We start from the raw sequence: 25046 nt of genomic DNA, 5'->3' as shown, positions 1-25046 counted from the left end.
TTCATCGGCTTGATGGCCAATTGCTCACTTTGTCAGTGCGTTCTTCTGTGCAATCAGTACAATCGCCGCCTTTGCCCGACCGAGAACGGACGCAATCCGCGTTGGGTGGCCACGAGAATTCCCATGCTCATCGGTAGTTATTCCTCCACGCTGGTTTTCATTTCGTTGTGTGTGGCGATTCTCGCTTCCTACACCGCGCTCGACCTCACCGGTCGCATTGCCACGGCCAAGGGCCGGGCGGTGCATTTCTGGACTGCCGGCGGTGCGTTTGCCATGGGCATCGGCGTCTGGTCGATGCACTTCATTGGCATGCTGGCCTTCAAACTGCCGATCGACCTGGGCTATGACATCGCCCTGACCGCGCTGTCGCTGCTCATCGCCGTGTTGTCCTGTGGATTCGCCTTATGGTTGGTCAGTCAGCCGAAACTGCCGATTCTGCAACTGGCGTTCGGCGCGCTGATCATGGGCAGCGGGATCAGTGCCATGCACTACACCGGCATGGCGGCGATGCGCATGACGCCGGGGATCGATTACGATCCGACGTTGTTTGGCGCTTCGCTGCTGATTGCCGTCGGCGCCTCGGCGGCGGCACTGTGGATCGCTTTCCGCCTGCGTCAGCATTCGCCTTATGTGCGACTGATTCGGGGCGGGGCGGCGATCATCATGGGCATCGCCATTGTCGGCATGCATTACACCGGCATGGCCGCCGCGCAGTTTCCTGATGGCAGTTTCTGTGGTGCCACCGTCAATGGCTTGAAGGGCAACGGCCTCGACAGTCTGGTGTTGATCACCACGTTGGCAGTGCTGTCGATTGCCTTGCTCACATCGATTCTCGACGCACGCCTGGAAGCGCGCACCGCTGATCTGGCGCACTCATTGACCGTGGCCAACCGCGAACTCACGCAACTGGCCCTGCACGACACCCTGACCGGCCTGCCGAACCGCATGCTGCTGGATGACCGGATCAATCAGGCGATGAAAAAGGTCCATGAGCAGGGTGGCTGTTTTGCTTTGATGTTCATCGATCTGGACGGCTTCAAACCGGTCAACGATGCGTTCGGTCACCATATGGGCGACCAGTTATTGCGGGAAGTGGGCTTGCGTCTGCGTGAAGACTTGCGCGGTCCGGACACACTGGCGCGAATCGGCGGCGATGAATTCGTGCTGCTGGTGCGTCTGACCGAACCCGATGACGCACTGGGACTGGCGGCACGTCAGGTCGGCCTGATCGCGCAATCATTCCGCGTCGCCGAACATGATTTGCAGATATCCGCCAGCGTCGGCATCGCCCTGTACCCGGGGAATGGCCAGACCGCGCAGGAACTGCTGATGAACGCCGACGCGGCGATGTACCACGCCAAGGGCGGCGGCAAGAACGGTTACAGCTTTTTCGACGCGTCGATGAACAACAACGCGCGCAAGCAGTTGCAGTTGTTGCAGGACCTGCGCGCAGCGCTGGAGCACAGCCAGTTCAGTTTGCATTACCAGCCGAAGTTCGACGCCGCCAACGGCCGTCCGGTCGGGGCTGAGGCGTTGCTGCGTTGGCAGCATCCGATTCACGGCATGCTGATGCCGGACAAGTTCATCGAACTGGCGGAGAAATCCGGGCTGATCATTCCGATCGGTGAATGGGTGCTCAATGAAGCCTGTCGGCAAATGCGCGAGTGGTACGTGCTCGGTTACACCGATTGGCGTATCGCGGTGAACCTGTCGGCGCTGCAGTTCTGCCACGCCGGACTGGTGCGCAGCGTGGCCAAGGCGTTGGCCACGCATCACTTGCCGGCGAACAGCCTGACGCTGGAAATCACCGAGACCACGGCCATGAGCGATGCCGATGCGAGCATGACGGTGTTGCAGGAGTTGTCGGACATGGGCGTCGATCTGTCGATCGATGACTTCGGCACGGGTTATTCCAGCCTGATGTACCTCAAGCGTTTGCCGGCCAACGAGCTGAAGATCGATCGTGGCTTTGTGCGCGATCTGGAGCATGACAGTGACGATGCCGCGATTGTTTCGGCGATTGTCGCATTGGGCCAGGCGCTCGGTTTGCGCATTGTCGCTGAAGGTGTTGAAACCGGTGTGCAGCAGGCGTTTCTGACTGAGCTGGGATGTGATTCGTTGCAGGGTTATCTGTTGGGGCATCCGATGCCGGCGGACAGATTCATGCAGGATATTGCGCGCGGCAAGCCCGTGGCGGCGGTCTGATCGACCGCGCTATCGTTCTTCGCGAGCAGGCTTGCTCCCACAGGGACGGCGTGGTGCACGAATGCAGTCTGGGAGCGAGCCTGCTCGCGAAGGCGTCCGGCCAGACACAACAGACCTCATGCAAAACCCGCCAATGGCGGTTATTCTTCCCCCCGACTGTTACGTGTGCATTGGGGGAGAAAGGCCAGCATGGATAAAGTCATTGTGATCACCGGTGGCGGGCGCGGAATTGGCGCCGCCACGGCGCTGTTGGCTGCCGAGCAAGGCTATCGGATCTGCATCAACTATGAGCAAGACGAGCAGGCTGCGCAAAGCGTGCTGGAGCAAGTCCGTGCATTGGGCGCACACGCCATCGCCGTGCGCGCTGACGTCAGCATCGAAGACGAAGTGATCGCGCTGTTCCAGCGGGTCGACAGCGAATTGGGCCGTGTCACTGCGCTGGTGAACAACGCCGGCACCGTCGGACACAAATCGCGGGTCGATGAAATGTCCGAATTCCGCATTCTGAAAATCATGAAAACCAACGTTCTGGCGCCGATCCTCTGCGCCAAGCACGCGATTCTGCGCATGTCGCCCAAGCACGGCGGGCAGGGCGGCAGTATCGTCAACGTGTCGTCGGTGGCTTCACGCCTTGGTTCGCCCAACGAGTACGTCGATTACGCGGCCTCAAAAGGTGCGCTCGACACCTTCACCATCGGCTTGTCCAAGGAAGTCGCGGGCGAGGGGATTCGGGTCAACGCGGTGCGCCCGGGTTACATCTACACCGATTTCCACGCGCTGAGCGGCGATCCGGATCGGGTCAGCAAGCTGGAGTCGGCGATTCCGATGGCCCGTGGGGGGCGGCCGGATGAGGTGGCGGAGGCGATTGTCTGGTTGTTGTCGGATAAGGCTTCGTATGCGACCGGGACGTTTGTTGATTTGGGTGGCGGGCGCTGATCGTTGGGATTTGTGTTGCCTGATCCGGCCCCATCGCTGGCAAGCCAGCTCCCACAGGTTTCTGTGTCGTACACAACATACGCGGTGACATAGAACACTGTGGGAGCTGGCTTGCCAGCGATGGGGCCAGTGCAGTCAGCAACAATCTGTCAGAACGACCGCACAATCCGTCCCAACGTCTCCATGGCCTTTTCCGAATCCTCGGTCCACGGGCTGCCATAGTTCAACCGAATACAATTCCTGAACCGCTGCGTCGGCGAGAAAATCGGCCCCGGCGCAATGCTGATGCCTTGCGCCAGTGCCATCTGAAACAACTTCAACGAATCCATCTGCGGCGGCAATTCCAGCCACAAAAAGTAGCCGCCCGCCGGTTGGCTGACCCGCGTCTGCGCCGGGAAATAGCGGGCGATCGCCGCAAGCATCGCGCTCTGCTGTTCTTCCAGCGCATAACGCAATTTACGCAGATGCCGATCGTAACCGCCGTGTTGCAGATAGTCGGCAATCGCTGCTTGCGCCGGCATCGAGGCACACAGTGAGGTCATCAGTTTCAGCCGTTCGATCTTTTGCGCGTAGCGGCCGGCGGCGACCCAGCCGATGCGGTAGCCGGGGGCCAGGCTCTTGGCGAACGAGCCGCAGTGCATCACCAGACCTTCAGTATCGAAGGCCTTGGCTGGTTTTGGTGCCTGCTGGCCGTAATAGAGTTCGGCGTAGACATCATCTTCGATCAGCGGCACCTGATGGCGGCGCAGCAGTTCGACCAATTCCTGTTTCTTCGCCTCGGGCATGGTCGCGCCCATCGGGTTCTGGAAGCTGGTCATGCACCAGCAAGCCTTGATCGGGTGGCGTTCCAGAGTTTGCGCGAGCACGCCGAGGTCGATGCCATCGCGCGGGTGCACGGGGATTTCCACGGCTTTGAGTTTCAGCCGTTCCAGAACTTGCAGACTGGCGTAGAACGCCGGCGCTTCGATGGCCACGAGATCGCCCGGTTCGGTGACGGCTTGCAGGCACAGGTTCAGCGCTTCGAGGGCGCCGTTGGTGATCAGCAACTCTTCCATCGGCAGCATCAGGCCGCCGACCATGTAGCGCAGGGCGATCTGCCGGCGCAGTTGCGGGTTGCCCGGCGACATGTCGGTGACGACCATGCGCGGGTCCATCTCGCGGGCGGCACTGGCCAGCGAGCGCGACAGGCGTTGCAGCGGGAACAGCGTCGGGCTGGGGAACGCTGAGCCGAAGGGCACGGTGCTCGGGTCCTTGATCGAATCGAGTACCGAGAACACCAGTTCACTGACGTCGACTTCGGTGGAGTCGTTGACGTGGCTACTGATCACCGGCTCGGAAAACGGGCTCGGCGCGTGAGTGTTGACGAAGTAGCCGGAGCGCGGTCGGGCGCGGATCAAGCCACGGCGTTCAAGCAGGTAATAGGCCTGGAACACCGTGGACGGGCTGACGCCGTAGGTCTGGCTGGCGTAACGCACCGAAGGCACGCGCTGGCCGGGGCCGAGGACGCCGGAGCGGATCAGTTCAGCGATGTCGTCGGCGAATTTTTCGTAGCGTTTCATCGAGGAGCCTTGGTGCTGGTTGATGATGAGGTGTGTCAGGGGAACTGCCCCTCACCCTAGCCCTCTCCCAGAGGGAGAGGGGACTGATCGGGGGATGCTTGTGAACTACACCGACCTGAAAGTGCTTCGCTGCATCCATAATCGACTCGACCTGAAAGTGCTTCGCTGAATCCATAATCGACTCGGCCTGAAAGTGCTTTGCTGAATCCCAATCGACTCGGTCTGAAAGCGTTTTGCTGAATCCCAATCGACTCGGTCTGAAAGCGTTTTGCTGAATCCATAATCGACTCGGTCTGTCAGGTCGATGTATAGCGACAGACACCTCGGTCGGCCCCCTCTCCCCCAGGGAGAGGGCTGGGGTGAGGGAGCGGATTCTAACGGCTCAGCGATTCATCGGCGCAACAAACCTGCTCTTCGCCACGCTATAAACCTCAGGCTCATCACTGTCGGCAATCTTGAAGCTCAAGGTCTGCGAACTGCTGGCCGGGCGCTCCGTGGTCATCGCCACCGACACCGGCACATCGACAATTTCCCCCGGTGCCAGGCTCAGCTCAGTCTTGCCTTGCAACTGGAAGCCATCGCCGTCGACCAGGCTGAGGTGGTAGTCCTGACGTTGCTGGGTCTTGTTGATGACTTTGAGGGTGTAGATGTTTTCGATCTGGCCCTGACCGTTTTCACGGAACAAGCCGCGATCCTTGGTCACGTCCAGCGAGACCATCGGCCGTTCGACCAGCGCCAATGCCAATGCGCCGATCATCGCCACCAGCACCACGGTGTAACCGATCAAACGCGGACGCAGCAGGTGAGTCTTGCCACCCTGCAATTCGCGCTCGGAACTGTAGCGGATCAAACCACGCGGGTAGTTCATCTTGTCCATGATCGAGTCACAGGCGTCTATGCACGCCGCGCAACCGATGCATTCCATCTGCAGGCCATCGCGGATGTCGATGCCGGTCGGGCAGACCTGCACGCACAACTGACAGTCGATGCAATCACCCAGACCGGCTTCAAGCGGTTTCACGTCGCGTTTACGCGGGCCACGGTTTTCGCCACGGGCCACGTCGTAGGAAATCGCCAGGGTGTCTTTGTCGAACATCACGCTCTGGAACCGCGCATACGGACACATGTGCATGCACACCGCCTCGCGCAGCCAACCGGCGTTGATGTAGGTGGCAGCGGTGAAGAACAGCACCCAGAACAGGCTGACGCCGCCGATTTGCAGGGTCAGCAACTCTTCGGCCAGTGGCCGGATCGGCGTGAAGTAACCGACGAAGGTCAGGCCGGTGAGCACGCTGATCGCCAGCCACAAGGTGTGTTTGGCGGCGCGCCGCGCCAGTTTGTTCAGGCTCCACGGCGCAGCTTGCAGTTTGATCCGCTGGTTGCGCTCGCCTTCGGTGATCTTCTCGCACCACATGAAGATCCATGTCCACGAACTCTGCGGGCAGGTGTAGCCGCACCAGACCCGGCCGGCAAACACGGTAATGGCGAACAAACCGAAGGCGGCGATGATCAACAGCGCCGAGAGCAGGATGAAATCCTGCGGCCAGAACGTCGCGCCGAAGATGTGGAATTTGCTTTCGGACAAATCCCAAAGCACCGCCTGACGGCCGCCCCAGTTCAGCCACACGGTGCCGAAAAACAGCACGAACAGAAATCCCGCGCCGCTCATGCGCAGGGTGCGGAACAGGCCGGTGAAGCTGCGGGTGTGGATCTGGTTGTCGCTGGACTTGGCCGTCACCTTCATTGGGCGTGCGGGCACCTTCTTTATAGTCGGGGATGCTTCTACGGTTCGGACGGGGATTTGTTCGCTCATGGTTATTCGCTCATCAGCCTCCATCAGGCCAGCGCACTATGAGCGTCGATCTGTTTGCATAACAGACTCAGGTATTTCAATAAAAAGCGGATCAGATGAGATTTTGGGTAACGTCTGCGACAACTTGAAGCAGCGCGCAGGCAAAGGCGCAAACGCCTATCGCAGACGTTTGCGCGGGGTGTTGATCGAAGTCAGTCAAATCACCGAATCACTCTCGTCGGCTTTCAGGTGTTTGCGCCCGTCTTTGGCGCCTGCGACGGTCAAGGCGTCAGCCTCTGCCTCTGTGATGTAAACGCGCCGGCCTTCTATTTCCACGAATGACATGGATTTTTCGCTATCTGTCATGACTTCCAGAGTGTCGCAAATGCGAATTTCCTCGCCGTGTTCGACGGCGAAAAAACACACTTTTTGTTCGGGGTTGGATTCATCGACTCGAAGAGGCATGGGGGCAGTCCTTTTTTCAGGGAGGTCTGCAAGGTTAGGGCGCGCGCGTTGCCGATCGTTCTGCGCAACTGATTAATGGTCGCCGCTGTCCATCGTTTACCGACTAATAACAAGGACTGCACGATGAACGCGTGGTGGCATGAAGTGTGGGAAACCCTGCAAGCGGAATTCGCCGACGTTGGTGATGCTTCGCAATTGACGCGGATTACCGTTCGCCTGCTGATGGCGGCGGTGCTGGGCGGGATTCTGGGGTTTGAGCGCGAGCACAAGGGCAAGGCTGCCGGGGTGCGCACGCACATGCTGGTAGCGCTTGGGGCCGCGCTGTTTGTGCTGGTGCCGCAAACGTCAGGGGCGGAGTCGGATGCTATGAGCCGGGTGGTGCAGGGGGTGATCGCCGGGATCGGCTTTCTCGGTGCCGGGACTATCCTGAAAAACAAGGAAGGCGATGAAGGCCATGTCAAAGGCCTGACCACGGCTGCCGGGCTGTGGATGACCGCGGCCATTGGTGTCGCGGCCGGATTGGGCAGGGAGGCAACGGCGCTGCTCAGTACCTTTCTGGCGCTGGGGATTTTCAGCGTGATGCCGCGCATCGTGAAGCTCTTCGAAAAGGACGAGGAAAAAACTGATGACCACTGATCATTCCTGCGCCGGATGATCGTTGGCACGCTCTGCGTGGAAACGCCTCAATGGACGCTATGCGTCCCCTTTGGGACGCGGAGCGTCCCGGGCTGCATTCCCACGCGGAGCGTGGGAACGATCAGTTAACGATCAATCAGACGATGACGGGTGGCATCGTCGTCGGTGGTTCTTCTTTGGGCGGCGGTGTGGTTCCCGGTGGTTCCTGCTCGGGAATCGGCTGCGGCTCGGTCTCGGGAAGAGTGGGTTTGTCGATGTTCGGATCAGGCGTTTCGGCCGGGATCGGGATGTTCATCTGATGACCTCCGTGTGGCACATGGCGTGAGAAGTGCTTAAGTGGATTGACCACCTCTTGGCGAATTCGATCCGCTTTTCTGACACGGCAATTTCATCTGAACTTTTCCCGGCGCCGGTCGCTCGGAACCTAAGTGAGTTCATTGCGGGGCAGGCGCAGCGTTGCGAACACTGACCCGGCACAAGAGCGTCCTTGGGGCGTTAAGGAGAGATGCTCAATGACGGCTGAAAAACCTTCTGAATTAAGCTACAACCCGCACATGCCGCTGTCGCAGGCCTTGCTGCTGCCGCGAATTGCCATTGAAAACACCATGCCGACCCTCGATGGCGGGCAGTTCGCCGTGAAGTCGATTGCCGGCCGTGAAATTGTGGTCACCAGCAAAGTGTTCGCCGACGGTCACGACAAACTCGCCGTGCGCATCCGTTGGCGCGAGGAAGGCGAGGAGACCTGGCAGACCGAGGTCATGGCTGATCAGGGCAACAATGGCTGGCAAGGCCAGTTCCGCCCTGAGCATCAAGGGCGTTTCCTCTATTGTATCGAAGCGTGGATCGACCATTTCGCCAGTTTCCAATATGAACTGGAGAAGAAACACAGCGCCGCTGTGCCTGTTTCGCTGGAGTTGCAGGAAGGCCGAACCATGGTGCAACAGGCCGCCGAACGCAGCGAAGGCCAGCTCAGCGAACAGCTCGCCGCGTTGCACCACGAGTTGTCCGGGCTGCTCGAAACCGAGCAGGTCGCGTTGTTCCTGCACTCGCGCAGTGCGCAATTGATGGCTGAGGCCGATCATCGCGCCTATCTGAGCGTCAGTCCGGAATTCCCGGTGGACGTCGAACGCGAACTGGCCGAATTTGCCAGTTGGTATGAACTGTTTCCGCGCTCGATCACCGATGATCCCCACCGTCACGGCACCTTTAATGACGTGCACGCGCGTTTGCCGATGATTCAGGACATGGGTTTCGACGTGCTGTATTTCACGCCGATCCATCCGATTGGCCGCGCCCATCGCAAGGGCCGCAACAACGCCCTGACCGCCGGCCCCGATGATCCGGGCAGTCCTTATGCCATCGGCAGTGAGGAGGGCGGCCACGAGGCCATTCACTCGCAACTCGGCACCCGCGAAGACTTCCGCCGACTGGTGGCCGCTGCCGCCGATCACGGCCTGGAAATCGCCCTCGATTTTGCCATTCAGTGTTCCCAGGATCACCCGTGGCTCAAACAGCATCCGGGCTGGTTCAACTGGCGTCCCGACGGCACGATCAAATACGCGGAAAACCCGCCGAAGAAATATCAGGACATCGTCAACGTCGACTTCTATGCGCCGGACGCGATTCCGAGCCTGTGGGTCGAGTTGCGCGATATCGTCATCGGTTGGGTCGAGGAGGGCGTGAAGATCTTTCGCGTCGACAATCCGCACACCAAACCGTTGCCGTTCTGGCAATGGCTGATCGCTGATGTGCGGGCGCTGTACCCGGAAGTGATCTTCCTCGCCGAAGCCTTCACCACGCCAGCGATGATGGCGCGGCTGGGCAAGGTCGGTTACACCCAGAGCTACACCTACTTCACTTGGCGCAACAGCAAGGCTGAGCTGGCGACCTATTTCACTGAGCTGAATGAATCGCCGTGGCGCGAATGCTACCGGCCGAACTTCTTCGTCAACACGCCAGACATCAACCCGGCGTTCCTCCACGAATCCGGGCGTCCGGGATTTTTGATTCGTGCGGCGCTGGCAACCATGGGCTCGGGCTTGTGGGGGATGTATTCGGGGTTCGAACTGTGCGAATCGGCTCCGGTGCCGGGTAAAGAAGAATACCTCGACTCGGAGAAGTACGAGATCCGCGTCCGCGACTTCACAGCGCCCGGCAACATCATTGCCGAGATCGCCCAACTCAACCGTATCCGCCGGCAGAACCCGGCGCTGCACACGCATCTGGGCCTGAAGGTCTACAACGCCTGGAACGACAACATTCTGTATTTCGGCAAGCGCAGCTTCGACGGCAGCAATTTCATTCTGGTCGCGGTCAGCCTCGATCCGCACAACGTGCAGGAGGCGAATTTCGAACTGCCGCTGTGGGAAATGGGCCTGCCCGATGACGCAACGACACACGGCGAAGACTTGATGAACGGGCATCGCTGGGACTGGCATGGCAAATACCAGTTCATGCGCCTGGACCCGGCTTACCAGCCATTCGGCATTTGGCGAATCACTGCCACCTAAGCATTGCCCAAACCCCTGTAGGAGCTGCCGAAGGCTGCGATCTTTTAAAAGCAAGATCAAAAGATCGCAGCCTTCGGCAGCTCCTACAGGGGGATCAGCACAATCAGATTCTGTGCAGAAACGAATTTTTCAGGAGTTTCACATGGCGAAGAAACCCAAGGCAGCCACCTTTATCAAAGACCCGCTCTGGTACAAGGACGCGGTGATCTATCAAGTTCACGTCAAATCGTTTTTCGACTCCAACAATGACGGGATCGGCGACTTTCCCGGCCTGATCGCTAAACTCGATTACATCGCCGACCTCGGCGTCAATACCATCTGGCTATTGCCGTTCTACCCCTCGCCACGTCGCGATGACGGCTACGACATCGCCGAATACCGCGGCGTGCACAGCGATTACGGGACCATGGCCGATGCCAAGCGTTTTATCGCCGAAGCGCACAAGCGCGGCTTGCGGGTGATTACCGAGCTGGTCATCAACCACACCTCGGACCAGCACCCGTGGTTCCAGCGTGCGCGCAAGGCCAAGCCCGGCTCGGCGGCGCGGGATTTCTATGTGTGGTCGGATGACGATCAGAAATACGACGGCACGCGGATCATTTTCCTCGACACGGAAAAATCCAACTGGACCTGGGACCCGGTTGCCGGCCAGTACTTCTGGCACCGTTTCTATTCGCACCAGCCGGATCTGAATTTCGACAACCCGCAAGTGATGAAAGCCGTGCTCTCGGTGATGCGTTACTGGCTGGACATGGGCATCGACGGCCTGCGCCTCGACGCGATCCCGTACCTGATCGAGCGCGACGGCACCAACAACGAAAACCTGCCCGAAACCCACGACGTCCTCAAGCAGATCCGCGCCGAGATCGACGCCAATTATCCCGACCGCATGTTGCTCGCCGAGGCCAATCAATGGCCGGAAGACACGCAGCTGTACTTCGGCGACACCGATGCCGCAGGCCTCAACGGTGACGAATGCCACATGGCGTTTCACTTCCCGTTGATGCCGCGCATGTACATGGCGCTGGCCCAGGAAGATCGCTTCCCGATCACCGATATTCTGCGCCAGACCCCGGAAATTCCCGCCAATTGCCAATGGGCGATCTTCCTGCGCAACCACGATGAACTGACGCTGGAAATGGTCACCGACAAAGAACGCGACTATCTGTGGAATTACTACGCGGCTGACCGTCGCGCGCGGATCAACCTCGGCATCCGCCGTCGTTTGGCACCATTGATGGAGCGTGATCGCCGTCGCATCGAATTGCTCAACAGCCTGCTGCTGTCGATGCCGGGCACGCCGACCCTGTATTACGGCGATGAAATCGGCATGGGCGACAACATCTACCTCGGCGACCGCGACGGTGTGCGTACGCCGATGCAATGGTCGATCGACCGTAACGGCGGCTTCTCCCGCGCCGACCCAGCGAGTCTGGTGCTGCCGCCGATCATGGACCCGCAATATGGCTATCTGTCGGTCAACGTCGAAACCCAGTCTGGCGATCCGCACTCGCTGCTGAACTGGACCCGCCGTCTGCTCGCGGTGCGCAAGCAGTCCAAGGCGTTCGGCCGTGGCTCGTTGAAAATGCTCTCACCGAACAACCGCCGTGTACTGGCCTACACCCGCGAATTCACCGATGCCGATGGCAAGCACGAAATTATTCTGTGCGTGGCCAACGTTTCGCGCAGTGCGCAAGCGGTGGAGCTGGACCTGTCGGCCTACGTCGGCATGGTGCCGGTGGAGATGCTCGGCGGTAACGCGTTCCCGCCGATTGGCCAGTTGAATTTCCTCCTGACCCTGGCGCCGTACGGTTTCTACTGGTTCGCGCTGGCGGCAGAAAATCAGATGCCGAGTTGGCACGTGGAACCGGCGCAAAGCCTGCCGGACTTCACCACGCTGGTGTTGAAAAAACGCATGGAAGAACTGCTCGAAGCGCCGTCGCGCACGACGCTGGAGCAAAGCATTCTGCCGAGCTGGCTGCAGAACCGCCGCTGGTTCGCCGGCAAGGACGCCGCCATCGAAAAAGTACATCTGGCTTATGGCGTGCGTTTCGGCGATGCGCAGCATCCGGTGCTGCTCAGCGAAATCGAAGTCACCAGCGTTGGGCAGACCAGTCGTTATCAACTGCCGTTCGGTTTCATTTCCGAGGATCAGGTCGGCCCGGCGTTGCCGCAGCAATTGGCCTTGTCCCGTGTACGCCGTGTACGACAGGTTGGTCTGATCACCGACGCGTTCAGTCTTGAAGCATTTGTTCGTGCAGTGCTGCAAGGCATGCAGAACAGCACCGTACTTGAGTCGAGCGAGGGCGAAATCCGCTTTGCGCCGACGCCGCATCTGGAAAAACTCGGCCTCGGTGCCGAATCGGAAGTGCGTTATCTGTCCGCCGAGCAATCGAACAGTTCGGTGGTGATCGGCAACAGCCTGGTGCTCAAGCTGATACGTAAAGTCGCTTCTGGCGTACACCCGGAACTGGAGATGAGCGCTTACCTGACCGAGGCCGGATTTGCCAATATCTCTCCGCTGCTCGGCTCGGTGATTCGCCGCGACGCCCAGGGCGAAGACAACCTGTTGATGATCGCCCAAGGCTACCTGAGCAATCAGGGCGATGCCTGGGAGTGGACGCAGAACAACCTCGAACGGGCGCTGCGTGATGAGCTGGCCGATGCCATGTCCGAGCAGGAACAGCATTACAACGCCCTCGGCGAGTTGAAGGATTTTGCCGGCATGCTCGGTCAGCGTCTGGGCGAAATGCATCAAATGCTTGCCGAGCCTACCGACAATCCCGACTTCGCTCCGCAGGTGTCGACGGTCAAGGATATGCAGGCTACGGGCAAGGATGTCGTGGCGCAGGTCGAGCACGCCTTGAAGCTGCTCAAGCAGCATCAGGGCGAACTCAATGCGGCGGATCAGAAACTGGTCAAACGTCTCATCGACGAGAAGAAAACCATCCTCACGCATGTGCAGGATCTGGCGAAAAAAGCCGTCGGCGGTTTACGCATTCGCGTCCACGGTGATCTGCATTTGGGCCAGGTGCTGGTGATCAAGGGCGATGCCTACCTGATCGACTTCGAGGGTGAACCGGCGCGGCCATTGAGCGAGCGTCGTGGCAAACACAGTCCGTACAAGGATGTCAGCGGCGTGCTGCGCTCGTTCGATTATGCGGCGGCGATGACCATCAACGTGCACAACGTTGACCACAGCGCTGAGTCTGAAACCGCGCGGCGTCTGGTCGCCGAGCGTTATCTGCATGAGGCCCGTGAGGCATTTGTTCAGGCATATCGCCGTGCGGCAGCTAGTCTTGATCATGCTTGGCAAGATCCTGAAGGTGCCGACGCCGCGCTGGCGTTGTTCGGCCTGGAGAAGGCGGCCTATGAAGTGGCCTATGAAGCCGAAAATCGCCCCACGTGGCTGCCCGTGCCGTTGCACGGTTTGTATGGGTTATTGACGGGGCTTAAACCCTTTTCCGATCTTGGTGGAGAGTAGTCATGAGTTTCTCGAACAAGGAACAGGGTGCGGTCAAAGAAACATTGCTGCCCTCGGCGAAAGATATCGACGCCTTGGTGCGCGCTGAACATCACGACCCTTTTTCCATTCTTGGCCCGCACGGCGATGGCGCTGGCGGGCAGTTCATTCGCGCTTATCTACCGGGTGCGTTGAGTGTCGTGGTGCTGGACAAGGACAGCGGTGAAGAACGCGGTCCGTTGGAACAGACCGAAACGCCGGGGTTGTTTGTCGGCCATTTCGATCAGCCGCGGCCGTATCAGCTGCGCACACGTTGGGCGGGCGGCGAGCAGGTCGCCGAGGATCCGTACAGCTTCGGCCAGTTACTCGGTGAAATGGATTTGTATCTGTTTGCCGAGGGTAATCACCGTGACCTCAGTGCGTGCCTCGGCGCGCAACTGAAAACCGTTGATGGCGTCGACGGTGTGCGTTTCGCCGTGTGGGCGCCGAATGCCCGACGCGTGTCGGTGGTTGGCGATTTCAACGTCTGGGATGGCCGTCGGCATCCAATGCGCCTGCGTCATCCGTCCGGAGTCTGGGAGTTGTTCATCCCGCGCCTGCAAGCGGGCGAGTTGTACAAATACGAGATTCTCGGTGCCCACGGCATTCTGCCGCTCAAGGCCGACCCGATGGCGCTGGCCACCAGTCTGCCGCCGGACACCGCTTCGAAAGTCGCCGAGCCGCTGCAAATCGACTGGCAGGATCAGGACTGGATGAGCAGCCGTCGTGACCGCCAGAAACACTCGGCGCCGCTGTCGATCTATGAACTGCACGCCGGTTCCTGGCAATGTGAGCTGGATGATCTGGGCGAAGTGGCCCGTCAGTACACCTGGCCGGAACTGGCCGAACGGCTGATTCCGTATGTGAAAGAATTGGGTTTCACTCATATCGAGCTGATGCCAATCATGGAGCACCCGTTTGGTGGTTCTTGGGGTTATCAGTTGCTCTCGCAATTTGCACCGAGCGCGCGTTATGGCACGCCGGCGCAGTTTGCCGAATTCGTCGACGCCTGCCACCGGGCCGAGATCGGTGTGATTCTCGACTGGGTACCGGCGCATTTCCCTACCGATACCCACGGTCTGGCGCAGTTCGACGGCACCGCACTGTACGAGTACGGCAACCCGCTGGAAGGCTTCCATCAGGACTGGGACACGCTGATCTACAACCTCGGGCGCACCGAGGTGCACGGCTACATGCTGGCCTCGGGGCTGCACTGGTTGAAGCATTTCCATATCGACGGCTTGCGTGTCGATGCGGTGGCGTCGATGTTGTACCGCGACTATTCGCGCAAGGCGGGCGAATGGGTACCCAACCGCCATGGCGGCCGGGAAAATCTGGAAGCCATCGACTTCCTCCGGCATTTGAACGATGTGGTCGAACTGGAAGCGCCGGGCGCGCTGGTGATCGCCGAAGAGTCCACCGCGTGGCCCGGTGTCAGTCAAAGCACGCAGCAGGGCGGTCTGGGTTTCGCCTACAAATGGAACATGGGCTGGATGCACGATTCGCTGCATTACATTCAGCAGGATCCGGTCTATCGCGCCCATCATCACAACGAGTTGAGTTTTGGTCTGGTCTACGCCTGGTCGGAGCGTTTCATCCTGCCGATCTCCCACGACGAAGTGGTGCACGGCAAGCATTCGCTGATCGACAAGATGCCCGGTGACCGCTGGCAGAAATTCGCCAACCTGCGTGCCTATCTGAGCTTCATGTGGACCCACCCGGGCAAGAAGCTGTTGTTCATGGGCTGCGAGTTTGGCCAGTGGCGCGAGTGGAATCACGATCAGCAACTGGACTGGTATCTGCTGCAGTACTCCGAACACAAAGGCGTGCAGAAACTGGTTGGCGATCTCAATCGACTGTATCGCGAAGAACCGGCACTGCACGATCAGGACGACGCGCCGCAGGGCTTTCAGTGGTTGATCGGTGATGATGCGATCAACAGCGTGTATGCGTGGTTGCGCTGGAGCAAGGACGGTAAACCGGTGCTGGTGGTGGCCAACTTCACGCCGGTGCCACGTCAGGCTTATCGCGTCGGCGTGCCGTTTGCCGGGCGCTGGGCAGAATTGCTCAATAGCGATGCCGACACCTATGCCGGTTCCAATTACGGCAATGGCGGCGGGGCGTTTACCGAGGAAGTGCCGAGCCATGGCCAGTCATTGTCGCTGGAACTGAATCTGCCGCCGTTGGCGGTGTTGATCCTCAAGCCAGAGAGCTGATCCGAGACCGCGTCGCTGCCATCGCGAGCAGGCTCACTCCTACACTTGAAATGCGTTCCCTTGTAGGAGTGAATCTGCTCGCGATGGCGTCAGCACAAACACTATCGCCGCCAGGCCAAACGCTACCAACGCATCCGCACCCCAAGGCTGCCAATGATCCCGTTCAAATCATTGTCATCGACATCACTGCTGTAATCCGCACTCACGTACAGACTCACCGCCGGCGTCACCCGTGCCACCAGACCTAATCCCAGTTCGACGGTGGATGACTTGCGGCTGCTGCTGATCTTGTCGACCTGATCCAGCGTCACCGTGCTGCCGGTGTAGACGGTGTGCCACAGGTTGGTGCGCACATAAGGTTCGACCGGCAAGCCATTCAAATCGTAACTGCCTTTCAAACGTGCACCGACGCGACCGCTCCACGCTGTCAGATCGGTGGAAGAAGCATTGCCCGAGCCTGCGTACGGCGTGTCGAGGGTGATGCGTTGATTGATCAATTGCGCCTGCGGTTCGACCACCCAGTTGTCACTCAGCCCTATCGGAAAACCGCCTTCCACCGAGAAGGTCATTGCGCTGCCTTCGGTGGCTTGCCTGGCGCCTTGGCCGTTGCGACTGAAACCACTGACCCGGCCACCGCTGGCCGACAGATCAACGTGCCAGCCTTGCGCACCGGTGAGGCTGTAATAAGCACCGAGGCTCTGGCCTTGCAGATTGAGGGTGTCACTGTTCGGATCGGCCAACGCGCGACTGGTGAGCACGCCGTTGCCATTGGCTTGAATCTGGTTGACGCCGCCGATCAGGCCGATGGTCTGGGTATGGCTGCTCCCTTTCACGGTCAATACGGCTGGCCCTTTGAAGTCGCCGCTGCCGGGCATCGCGTAGCCTGATGACAGCACATCGGTTTGCGCCTGCCGGGCGCTTCTGCCGTACAACTCATCCCAGGCGGACGGTGCGAGGTCTTCGGTAATCAAGCGTGTGCCCTGCAGATCGGGCCGTGGGCTGAAGCGTTGCGGTCCGGGGGTGATGACGGTGGCAGGCAAGGTCATTACGGGCACATCCGCGCGATACCACGGTGTGGTTTCATCCGCCGCAGAACCGGCCTGCGCCTCCATGGATGAGCACAGCAAGATAGAACTCGACACTGTGCAGAAAGTGATTTTGATCTCGTGTGGGCTGATTGAAGTTCTCATGGAGGTCTACCTTGCAGGCGCATGCATTCTCTCTGTGTGGCGTCTCTCCTACCCCGAACGAGGGGCGACCGAATGGAGCGGGGCGAGCCCTGACCGCTCGATTTTGCGAGTGTCCGAAGGCTCGTCCCGGGTAGTGATTCCGGGGGTAGTAAGGTAGAGATAAGAAGAGTCGAGCGCGCCCGTCAAGAAATTGAACGATGAGCGGTAGTGGTAAAACGGGCTTTGCAAGCGTTTGTTTTTCTGCACATAACTAAGTGGTTGTTTGCATGGATAAACGCGGTATAAGCCTCGCGTCAGGGGCATTCAGTTACCGACAGAAGGTCTGTCGGTAACTTTCAACCAACGAACGAGCTGCCTTATTGTGTCCTGCATTACTGTCACTATTGCGGCTACAGGTGCACTTCGACGGCCAGCGGCAGATGATCGGACAGATGCGTCCACGGCTTGTTACCGAGGATCTGTGGGTCATGACTGCTGGCATTGCGCAGGTAGATCCGGTCCAGCCGCAACAGCGGAAAGCGTGCCGGATAGGTCTTGGCCGGGCGCCCGTGATGGCGCTCGAACGCTTCGTGCAGATAGTCGCGACGGGCGAGGGCGACATTGCCCTGAAGCTGCCAGTCGTTGAAATCGCCGGCAATGATCACCGGAGCGTCATCGGGCAGGGATTCGAGCAACTGGCAGAGCAGTTGCAACTGCAATTGCCGATGGCTTTCGAGCAGACTCAAATGCACGCAGATCGCGTGAACCTCAGCGTGCCCCGGTACGTCGAGCACACAATGCAGCAGGCCACGGCGTTCGGGCCCGGTGATCGACACATCAAGGTTGCGGTACTCACGGATCGGGTATTTCGACAGCAGCGCATTACCATGATGGCCGTCGGGGTAGACGGCGTTGCGCCCGTAGGCGAAATCGCTCCACATGCTGTCGGCGAGAAACTCGTATTGCGAAGTTTGCGGCCATTCGTTGTAACGGCTCGAATGCCGCTCGTGTTCACCCACCACTTCCTGCAGAAACACCAGGTCGGCCGAGGTGCTACGCACCGCTTCGCGCAGTTCCGGCAGGATGAAGCGCCGGTTGAGCGCGGTGAAGCCCTTGTGGGTGTTGACCGTCAGTACCCTGAGACGATGAATGCCGGGCGCGTCGACAATATGACGCTTGGGATCGCTGGACACGTTCACTCCTCTGGATTGCGGGCCGCTTATTCATGCGACTGATGGGGAGGTGCGGCAGTTCCTTATGGATAATTTCGATTGCACATCAAACCCTGTGGGAGCGAGCTTGCTAGCGAAGGCGTCGTTCCAGTCGATACGAATATTGTGAATGTGACGGCCTCTTCGCGAGCAAGCTCGCTCCCACAGGGAATCAGAGATTCAGACAAACACGATTTCATAGGGCAGGCGCATTCTTTCGAGAATCACCGGCGGCAGCATCGGCGCAATGCCGATCGCCGGTTCGCCGTTGAGCTGGCTGGCGTAGGCGTGGGTGGCGTGGCTCTTGCGCGCGACGGTCCAGGTGTCGAGGCGCAGTTTGCGCGCGCGCTCCCAAGGGATCAGTTGCTGGTCGCGTTCGGGCCAGTGCCAGGCCCAGACCGGTACATCATGGAAGATCGCACCGGCCTGTTCAGCCGCTTGCGCACTGGCCCGGCCCACCGCTTCGTGGTCGTCGTTGCCATCGCCGCGCCAGGTGCTGAACACCACGTCGCCGGGGCGCAGGTAGCGGCCGATGAACTCGGTCACTTGCGCCTGCTGGTCGCACAGGGCGTTATCGGTGAAGCCGCCACGCACCCATTTCAGGCTGTGCATTGGCAGGCCGAGGCGGCGCAGGGCTTCGACGCTTTCCTGTGGGCGAAATACGCTCAGGCGTTTTTCCGACCACTGCCGCGAGCCGGGGTGGCTGGCACTGCCGTCAGTGATCGAGAGCAGTTGCAGCGGATGACCGAGGCTGGACAGTAATTGCAGCAGTCCGCCGCAGGTGACCACTTCATCGCCGGGATGCGGCGCGATGACCACGGCGCGGGCACCATCGGGCACCAGGCTGCGAGTATTGATGACGGGAATGTTGTCCAGTTGTGCGGCGCTGTTCCATATTTGCGCCGGCAGGCTGCTGTCGCTGAGGGATAACGTTTTCATGGTCTGACGTCCTTGTGTTGTCTCGCCCTCAGTCGTGTGCGTGGCAGTGATTGCCAGACGCCACCGACCCGTGAAGGCTGGTTGAATGCCGTGCGACGCTCCGAACCCTGGATTGCCGCGCAGCAGAGTATTGCTCATGAAGCCAGATCCGTCGCGTCACAGATCAATCTGATCCGCTTTTTTTTGCTCCATCTGTGCCAGATTTCGCAGATAGTCACCAAAGCCACCACGAGCACGGCTGTCGAACCGCGCGCTGGTGAGCACTTGCGGGCGATGACTCCAGGCGATGTTGGCACCGTCCCGTTCCAGCTCCCGTACCAACTGCACATCTTCATCGCAGGCCAACGGTTTAAAGCCTCCGGCCCAGCGATAGGCGTCGGCGCTGATGCCCAGATTCGCGCCGTGAATGTGCCGATGGCCATCACAGGCCCGGTAATGCCGGTGATAGCGGATTTGCGCCGCGGCATCGAACGACTCGTGCCAGCGTTCGACGGTGACGGTACCGCATACCGCGTCGGCCCCCAACCCCAGCTGGGCGACCAGCCAGTCGTCGGCGACCCGACTGTCGGCGTCCGAGCAGGAGATCCAGCGTGCGCCGCGTTCCAGCAACAGCTGTGCACCCGCCGCCCGGGCCTGGCCGACATTGCGCGCATCGATGTGCAGGCTCAGCACCGGATAGCGGCTGACAATCTGCGCCGAGCGGTCGGTGCAACTGTCGAGTACCACCAACACTTCAACCTTTTCGCCCGCCAGCAAACCGTGGCGGCTGGCGCGCATGGCCGCGTTCAGACAGTCGTCGAGCAAGTCTTCCTCGTTGTGCGCCGGGATCAGAATGCCGATCATCGCAAGCCCTCCAGTGCCGCCACCGAGCGCGGCTCGCGGCTCCACACCTCAAGGATAAAATCCGCTTCCTGATGCAGCGCCACTCGCGGCAGATGCAATTTTTCGTGGATCAGGTCATGAACCTGCCGCGCGTTCAGCGGGCAGCCATCGATGGGCGGACGCCAGTGACAGGCGAGGAACTGGCCGTCGGCAGTCAGGCAATCACTGGCCCGACGGATCACTTCTGTCAGATCTTCGCCATCGAGGTAGTAGCCGATCTCGCTAAATACGATCAGGTCGAATTTTTCCTCCGGCCAGTCGCCGGGAAGACGGTTTTGCCGCACTTCGGCATGATCGAACAGACTCAAACGCGTGCGCGCCAAGGTCACCGCCGCACTGGCGGTGTCGCAGCACAGCAGGCGATCACAGCGGCTGGCCAGTTCGGCACTCAACTCGCCGTTGGCGCAGCCCGGTTCGAAGATTGCCCGGTAGTGCGGACGCGGCAGGGCAGCGAGAGTGATCGCGCGTTTGCGCTGCTCGTACCAGCGCTCACGGAACGCCCACGGGTCGTCGTTGCCGGCAAACAGGCCATCGAAGTAGCGATCTTCGACACTCATAGAAACACCACTTCGAAGGGCTGTAGGAGGCGATCGAGCACATATGGCGCGAGCACCGGACCGAGTCCGGCGTCAGGATCGCCCTCCAGTTGACTGGCGAAGGCATGTACCGCGTGGCGCTTGCGCGCAACTTGCGCCGGCGTCAGGAGAATCTTGCGTGCGCGTTGCCACGGGACAAAGGCGTCTTCCGGGGTTGCCCAGTGCCAGGTCCACACCGGCAGTTCATGGCAACTCGCACCGACGCGGCGGGCAGCTTCGGCACTGGCGCGGCCGACGGCTTCGTGGTCGCAATGACCGTCTTCACTCCACGTGGTGAACAGCACGTCATCGGGGCGCAGATGACGCCCGATGAAATTGACCAACTCTGCTTCCTGAGCGGCCACCTGGGTGTCGCTGAAGCCACCGCGCAGCCACTTCACGCGATGCATCGGCAAACCGAGGCGGCGTAACGCTTCGGCAGACTCCTGCGGGCGCACCACGCTCAGACGTTCGACCGGCCAACGACTGGAACCGGGGTGACTGGCGCTGCCGTCGGTGACTGAAATCAGCTGCAGAGGCCGTCCAGCAGCCGCGAGCAATTGCAGCAAACCGCCACAACCCAGCACTTCGTCGTCCGGGTGCGGCGCGATAATCACCGCCCGTGCGCCGGGTGGCACCAGACTAAGGATGTCGATGCTGTCCAGTTCCGCCAGATGCCGCGAAGCCTGCCATTGATGCAGGCTCGTACCCTGACCGACAATCGGATTGGTTTTCATAGCGCCCATGCCTCCGCGGATTGCCCGGCAACCATTTGCCCGAGCGCAGCCAGATCACGTTCGGCGTGACTCTGACGCAGGAACACCGGCAGGTCGGCGCTGAGCCGGGCAAAGTGCCGATCCTTGCAAAACGGCCCGGCGCCGAGGGCGCGACCGACCTCTCGCTGCACCTGTTCAGCCGACTGCTCGACCACCGCGCGGGCACGACGGGCGAGCAGTTCGGCGTTGTCCTCGGGGTGTGCATCGATGTGCAGGGCGCTGAAACGCAGGACATCGGCGGCCGCCTGCAAGGCACTGTCGACCGCGCCGAGATGGGCGAGGGCGTGCGGCTCCGGGCGTTGCTCACACTGTGCGCGCAACGCTTCGGCAATTTGCCTTGCGGCGCCGTACCAGCACGCCGCAATACCGATCCCGCCTTGCCAGAAACCCGGTCGTTGCAGATAGTCGCCGGGATTGCCGATGGCCTGTGCTTCGGCGCCGTCGAACAGCACCTCCACGCTGCCAGTGGCGGCCATGCCCACGGCTTGCCAGCCTTGCTCGGTGACGGTCACGCCCGGTTGGTCGAGGGCGACGGCCACAAGTTGTTGCTGGTCATCGGCATCCCACGCGGTGAGCAAGGCGTGGCTGAGCACGGCTGCCCCGGAGCACCACGCCTTGCGCCCGTGCAGCGCGACCATGTGCCCGGCCGGGCTGACCTTGACCCGCGCCTGCGGCGGTTCCGCCGCCCACATGCCCCACGTACTGCCCGGTGTCGGCGAACCGCCCAATTGCTCGATGATCGCCAGTGCGTCGGTATGGCCTTCGAACAGTTTGCACAAACCGAGGTCATGCCCAGCGACCTCCGCCAGACACTGAAAACGTTCCAGCGTGCGGCCACTGCCCGGCAACGGCAAACGATCCAGCCCGGCCTCGACCAGCGCCCGCAGACAATTGCCGAGCGCTACGGTGTGCGGATAATCCGCCGGACGCCGGGCGAGATAACGGTGCAGGTCCATATCAGTCTTCTTCATCACGTTGCAGTTCGAACAGCAGCAGCGAGCGCCCGGTGACCGAGTATTCGTGGCCGAAATCGAAGCGTTCCTGACCGCGAATCGACGGCTGATTGGTGTCGATCATGCAAGTCCAGAAGCTGCCTTCCGGCACTTCCGGCAAGGTGAAATTGACGATGTCGTGGTGGGCGTTGACCACCAGCAGCAGCGTCGCATCCGCACCCTTGCGGCGAATCCCGGTTTCCTGCGCGCGGCCGTCGAGCAACATGCCCAGGCAGCGGTTGTGCGCATCGTGCCAATGCTCGGTGGTCATCTCGGTAGCGTCGGGTGCCAGCCAGGTGACGTCCTTGACGCCGATGTCCTCGTTGTACTCACCAACCAGAAAGCGGCCGCGACGCAGGATCGGATAAGCCAGACGCAACTTGATCAGGCGCTTGACGAATTTCAGCAACGCCTTGCCGTCCTCGCTCAGGTCCCAGTTGACCCAACCGATCTCGCTGTCCTGGCAATAAGCGTTGTTGTTGCCGTCCTGGGTACGGGCGAATTCATCACCGGCGACGATCATCGGCGTGCCTTGAGCGAGCAGCAGGGTGGCGAAGAAATTGCGCATCTGCCGATGGCGCAGGGCATTGATTTCGGGATCGTCGGTCGGGCCTTCTACGCCATGGTTCCACGACAGGTTGTTGTTGCTGCCGTCCTGATTGTTTTCGTCGTTGGCTTCGTTGTGCTTGTCGTTGTACGACACCAGGTCGTTGAGGGTGAAGCCGTCGTGGGCGGTGATGAAATTCACCGACGAGTACGGCCGCCGTCCGCGCTGGTTGAACATCTCGCCGGAGGCGGTCATGCGACTGGCGAAGTCGGCAACCTGGCCGTCGTCACCTTTCCAGAACGCGCGCACGGTGTCGCGGAACTTGTCGTTCCATTCGACCCAGCCCGGCGGGAAGTTGCCCACCTGATAGCCGCCGGGGCCGCAGTCCCACGGCTCGGCGATCATTTTCACCTGACGCAGCACCGGGTCCTGACGGCAAGCGACGAGGAAGCTGTGACGCTCGTCGAAACCATCGTGATAGCGGCCGAGAATAGTCGCCAGATCGAAACGGAAGCCGTCGACGTGCATCTCGCTGGCCCAGTAACGCAGCGAGTCGGTGACCATTTGCAGCACGCACGGATGGCTCAGGTCCAGCGTGTTGCCGGTGCCGGAATCGTTGATATAGAAGCGCTTGTCGTCCGGCATCAAACGGTAGTACGAGGCGTTGTCGATGCCGCGCATCGACAGGGTCGGACCTTGCTCGTTGCCCTCGGCGGTGTGGTTGTAGACCACGTCGAGAATCACTTCGAGATTGGCTTCGTGCAGGTGCGCAACCATCTCCTTGAACTCGGCGATCTTGCCGCTGGCCAGATAACGCGGGTCCGGAGCGAAGAAGGCGATGCTGTTGTAGCCCCAGTAGTTGGTCATGCCTTTGTGCAGTAGATGCTGGTCATTGACGAAGGCGTGAATCGGCAGCAACTCGACGGTGGACACGCCGAGCTTGCGAATATGTTCGAGCACATCGTCGACCATCAGCCCGGCGAAAGTGCCGCGTACGTTCTCCGGCACCGAAGGGTGACGCATGCTGATGCCGCGCACGTGGGTTTCGTAAATGATGGTTTTGTCCCACGGCACGCTGACGCGATGGTCGTTGCCCCAGGTGTGCGCCGGGTCGATGACTTTGCACTTGGGCACGAACGGCGCGCTGTCGCGCTCATCGAAACTGAGGTCGGCGTCAGGGTGGCCGATGGTGTAGCCGAACAGCGCTTCCGACCATTTCAGTTCGCCGACCAATTGCTTGGCGTACGGGTCGATGAGCAGTTTGTTGTGGTTGAAGCGGTGACCGTTGGCCGGGTCGTACGGGCCGTAGACGCGGTAGCCGTAAATCAGCCCCGGGTGCGCATCGGGCAGGTAGCCGTGGTAGATCTCGTCGGTGTATTCCGGCAGTTCGATGCGTTCGAGTTCGACTTCGCCGGCATCGTCGAAGATGCACAGTTCGACCTTGGTGGCGTTGGCGGAAAACAGAGCAAAGTTCACCCCCAGACCATCCCAGGTCGCACCGAGCGGGAAGGGCAGGCCTTCACGGATTCTCGACGGCTCGGCGTGCGCGGCGGGTTCGGCATTCTTTGGACGGGTCATGATTGCTCCTGCAAAACGGGTAATTTCTGGGCTTACACATCCCCCTGTAGGAGTGAGCCTGCTCGCCATAGCGGTCTATCAGGCGACATCGATGTTGAATGTCAGATCGCTATCGCGAGCAGGCTCACTCCTACAGGGGATTGGTGGGTTTCTTGAGGACGAACGCGCCCTCGGTGGCGAGCGAACCCGCCACACGGTCATTCAGTTCAATCGTCGTTAAAGCGTCAGATCGCCGAAGGCTTCTTCGGCGCCCGAGGCTTTTTCTCAGCGGGCTTTTCACCCGGGGGAATCACTTTTGCAGCGCTGGCCGGTTTGGCTTTGGCCGCAGGTTTTGGCTTGGCGGCTGGGGCCTTGGCCTCACTAGTCTTGCCCGCGGCTTTACTGCCAGCGGCTTTTGGCGGTTTCTTCGGCGCCAGCGCTTCGGCTTCAGCGAGTTTGCGCGCCATTTCCCAATGGCGCTCCTCGTGCCCTTCAGGCTTGCCTTCCGATTCCCAGATTTGATAGGCGAATTCGCGAATGCGTTTATCGTCGGTACTCATCGCAATGCTCCTGAACT

At 60.4% G+C, this 25046-nt stretch carries 19 protein-coding genes; 6 read left to right on the top strand and 13 right to left on the bottom strand.

Annotation, left to right across the window (positions count from 1 at the left end; genetic code table 11):
* Nucleotides 1-123 precede the first annotated feature (123 nt).
* A complete protein-coding gene (locus ACM6JQ_RS17535; RefSeq protein ID WP_095112067.1) occupies nt 124-2205 on the top strand; it encodes a putative bifunctional diguanylate cyclase/phosphodiesterase in 2082 nt (693 codons plus the stop codon).
* Nucleotides 2206-2394: 189 nt separating this feature from the next.
* Complete coding sequence (locus ACM6JQ_RS17530; protein WP_007914361.1) at nt 2395-3141, top strand: SDR family oxidoreductase; 747 nt, start codon at nt 2395-2397, stop codon at nt 3139-3141.
* A gap of 149 nt (nt 3142-3290) precedes the next feature.
* Here ACM6JQ_RS17530 and mapR read toward each other — a convergent pair whose 3' ends face one another.
* The 3 genes from mapR to ACM6JQ_RS17515 form a co-directional block, all read right to left on the bottom strand.
* Nucleotides 3291-4700: a GntR family transcriptional regulator MpaR gene (gene mapR / locus ACM6JQ_RS17525; protein WP_007919188.1), complete on the bottom strand. Its 1410-nt coding sequence runs from the start codon at nt 4698-4700 to the stop codon at nt 3291-3293.
* Between the two features lie 382 nt (nt 4701-5082).
* The gene (ccoG, locus tag ACM6JQ_RS17520; protein WP_414894321.1) at nt 5083-6513 is read right to left on the bottom strand and encodes a cytochrome c oxidase accessory protein CcoG; all 1431 of its coding nucleotides are present in this window, start codon (nt 6511-6513) and stop codon (nt 5083-5085) included.
* A gap of 195 nt (nt 6514-6708) precedes the next feature.
* Complete coding sequence (locus ACM6JQ_RS17515) at nt 6709-6957, bottom strand: DUF3203 family protein (protein WP_007919185.1); 249 nt, start codon at nt 6955-6957, stop codon at nt 6709-6711.
* 123 nt (nt 6958-7080) lie between these two features.
* On the opposite strand from ACM6JQ_RS17515, the gene ACM6JQ_RS17510 reads away from it, so the two are divergent.
* On the top strand, nt 7081-7593 hold the full coding sequence (locus tag ACM6JQ_RS17510) for an MgtC/SapB family protein (RefSeq protein WP_007919183.1): 513 nt from the start codon (nt 7081-7083) through the stop codon (nt 7591-7593).
* Nucleotides 7594-7729: 136 nt separating this feature from the next.
* Here ACM6JQ_RS17510 and ACM6JQ_RS17505 read toward each other — a convergent pair whose 3' ends face one another.
* Nucleotides 7730-7888, bottom strand: a complete 159-nt coding sequence (locus ACM6JQ_RS17505; protein ID WP_003224520.1) for a hypothetical protein — start codon at nt 7886-7888, stop codon at nt 7730-7732.
* A gap of 217 nt (nt 7889-8105) precedes the next feature.
* Between ACM6JQ_RS17505 and ACM6JQ_RS17500 the strand changes: the two genes are divergently transcribed.
* The 3 genes from ACM6JQ_RS17500 to glgB all read left to right on the top strand — a co-directional run bounded on the left by ACM6JQ_RS17500 (nt 8106) and on the right by glgB (nt 15821).
* Nucleotides 8106-10103: an alpha-1,4-glucan--maltose-1-phosphate maltosyltransferase gene (locus ACM6JQ_RS17500; protein WP_414894320.1), complete on the top strand. Its 1998-nt coding sequence runs from the start codon at nt 8106-8108 to the stop codon at nt 10101-10103.
* Nucleotides 10104-10245: 142 nt separating this feature from the next.
* Nucleotides 10246-13587, top strand: a complete 3342-nt coding sequence (gene treS / locus ACM6JQ_RS17495) for a maltose alpha-D-glucosyltransferase (RefSeq protein WP_414894319.1) — start codon at nt 10246-10248, stop codon at nt 13585-13587.
* Nucleotides 13588-13589: 2 nt separating this feature from the next.
* On the top strand, nt 13590-15821 hold the full coding sequence (gene glgB / locus ACM6JQ_RS17490) for a 1,4-alpha-glucan branching protein GlgB (protein WP_414894318.1): 2232 nt from the start codon (nt 13590-13592) through the stop codon (nt 15819-15821).
* Nucleotides 15822-15943: 122 nt separating this feature from the next.
* Here the strand turns inward: glgB and ACM6JQ_RS17485 are convergent, their stop codons facing one another.
* The 9 genes from ACM6JQ_RS17485 to ACM6JQ_RS17445 form a co-directional block, all read right to left on the bottom strand.
* On the bottom strand, nt 15944-17011 hold the full coding sequence (locus ACM6JQ_RS17485) for an autotransporter outer membrane beta-barrel domain-containing protein (protein ID WP_095112071.1): 1068 nt from the start codon (nt 17009-17011) through the stop codon (nt 15944-15946).
* Nucleotides 17012-17400: 389 nt separating this feature from the next.
* A complete protein-coding gene (locus ACM6JQ_RS17480) occupies nt 17401-18183 on the bottom strand; it encodes an endonuclease/exonuclease/phosphatase family protein (RefSeq protein WP_095112072.1) in 783 nt (260 codons plus the stop codon).
* Between the two features lie 198 nt (nt 18184-18381).
* Nucleotides 18382-19140, bottom strand: coding sequence for a PIG-L deacetylase family protein (locus ACM6JQ_RS17475; RefSeq protein WP_007918172.1), 759 nt, complete (start codon nt 19138-19140; stop codon nt 18382-18384).
* Nucleotides 19141-19296: 156 nt separating this feature from the next.
* Nucleotides 19297-19983, bottom strand: coding sequence for a glycosyltransferase (locus ACM6JQ_RS17470; RefSeq protein WP_007918170.1), 687 nt, complete (start codon nt 19981-19983; stop codon nt 19297-19299).
* On the bottom strand, nt 19980-20579 hold the full coding sequence (locus ACM6JQ_RS17465) for an SAM-dependent methyltransferase (RefSeq protein ID WP_095112075.1): 600 nt from the start codon (nt 20577-20579) through the stop codon (nt 19980-19982). The genes ACM6JQ_RS17470 and ACM6JQ_RS17465 overlap by 4 nt, the downstream gene beginning before the upstream one ends.
* Complete coding sequence (locus ACM6JQ_RS17460) at nt 20576-21334, bottom strand: PIG-L deacetylase family protein (protein ID WP_414894317.1); 759 nt, start codon at nt 21332-21334, stop codon at nt 20576-20578. The genes ACM6JQ_RS17465 and ACM6JQ_RS17460 overlap by 4 nt, the downstream gene beginning before the upstream one ends.
* Nucleotides 21331-22329 carry an acyl-CoA dehydrogenase gene (locus ACM6JQ_RS17455; protein ID WP_414894452.1) on the bottom strand — a complete coding sequence of 333 codons (999 nt, stop codon included), beginning with the start codon at nt 22327-22329 and terminating at the stop codon, nt 21331-21333. Before ACM6JQ_RS17455 ends, ACM6JQ_RS17460 begins: the two co-directional genes overlap by 4 nt.
* 1 nt (nt 22330) lies before the next feature.
* Complete coding sequence (gene glgX / locus ACM6JQ_RS17450; protein ID WP_414894316.1) at nt 22331-24490, bottom strand: glycogen debranching protein GlgX; 2160 nt, start codon at nt 24488-24490, stop codon at nt 22331-22333.
* 224 nt (nt 24491-24714) lie between these two features.
* Entirely contained in the window at nt 24715-25029 is a 315-nt protein-coding gene (locus tag ACM6JQ_RS17445) for a DUF2934 domain-containing protein (RefSeq protein ID WP_123375375.1), read from the bottom strand.
* Nucleotides 25030-25046: the final 17 nt, after the last annotated feature.

The organism is Pseudomonas sp. IT-232MI5, from assembly GCF_949767845.1.
Taxonomy (GTDB): Bacteria; Pseudomonadota; Gammaproteobacteria; order Pseudomonadales; family Pseudomonadaceae; genus Aquipseudomonas.
The sequence above is the reverse complement of the archived record's forward strand: the minus strand, read 5'-3'. Positions and strand labels throughout refer to the sequence as shown.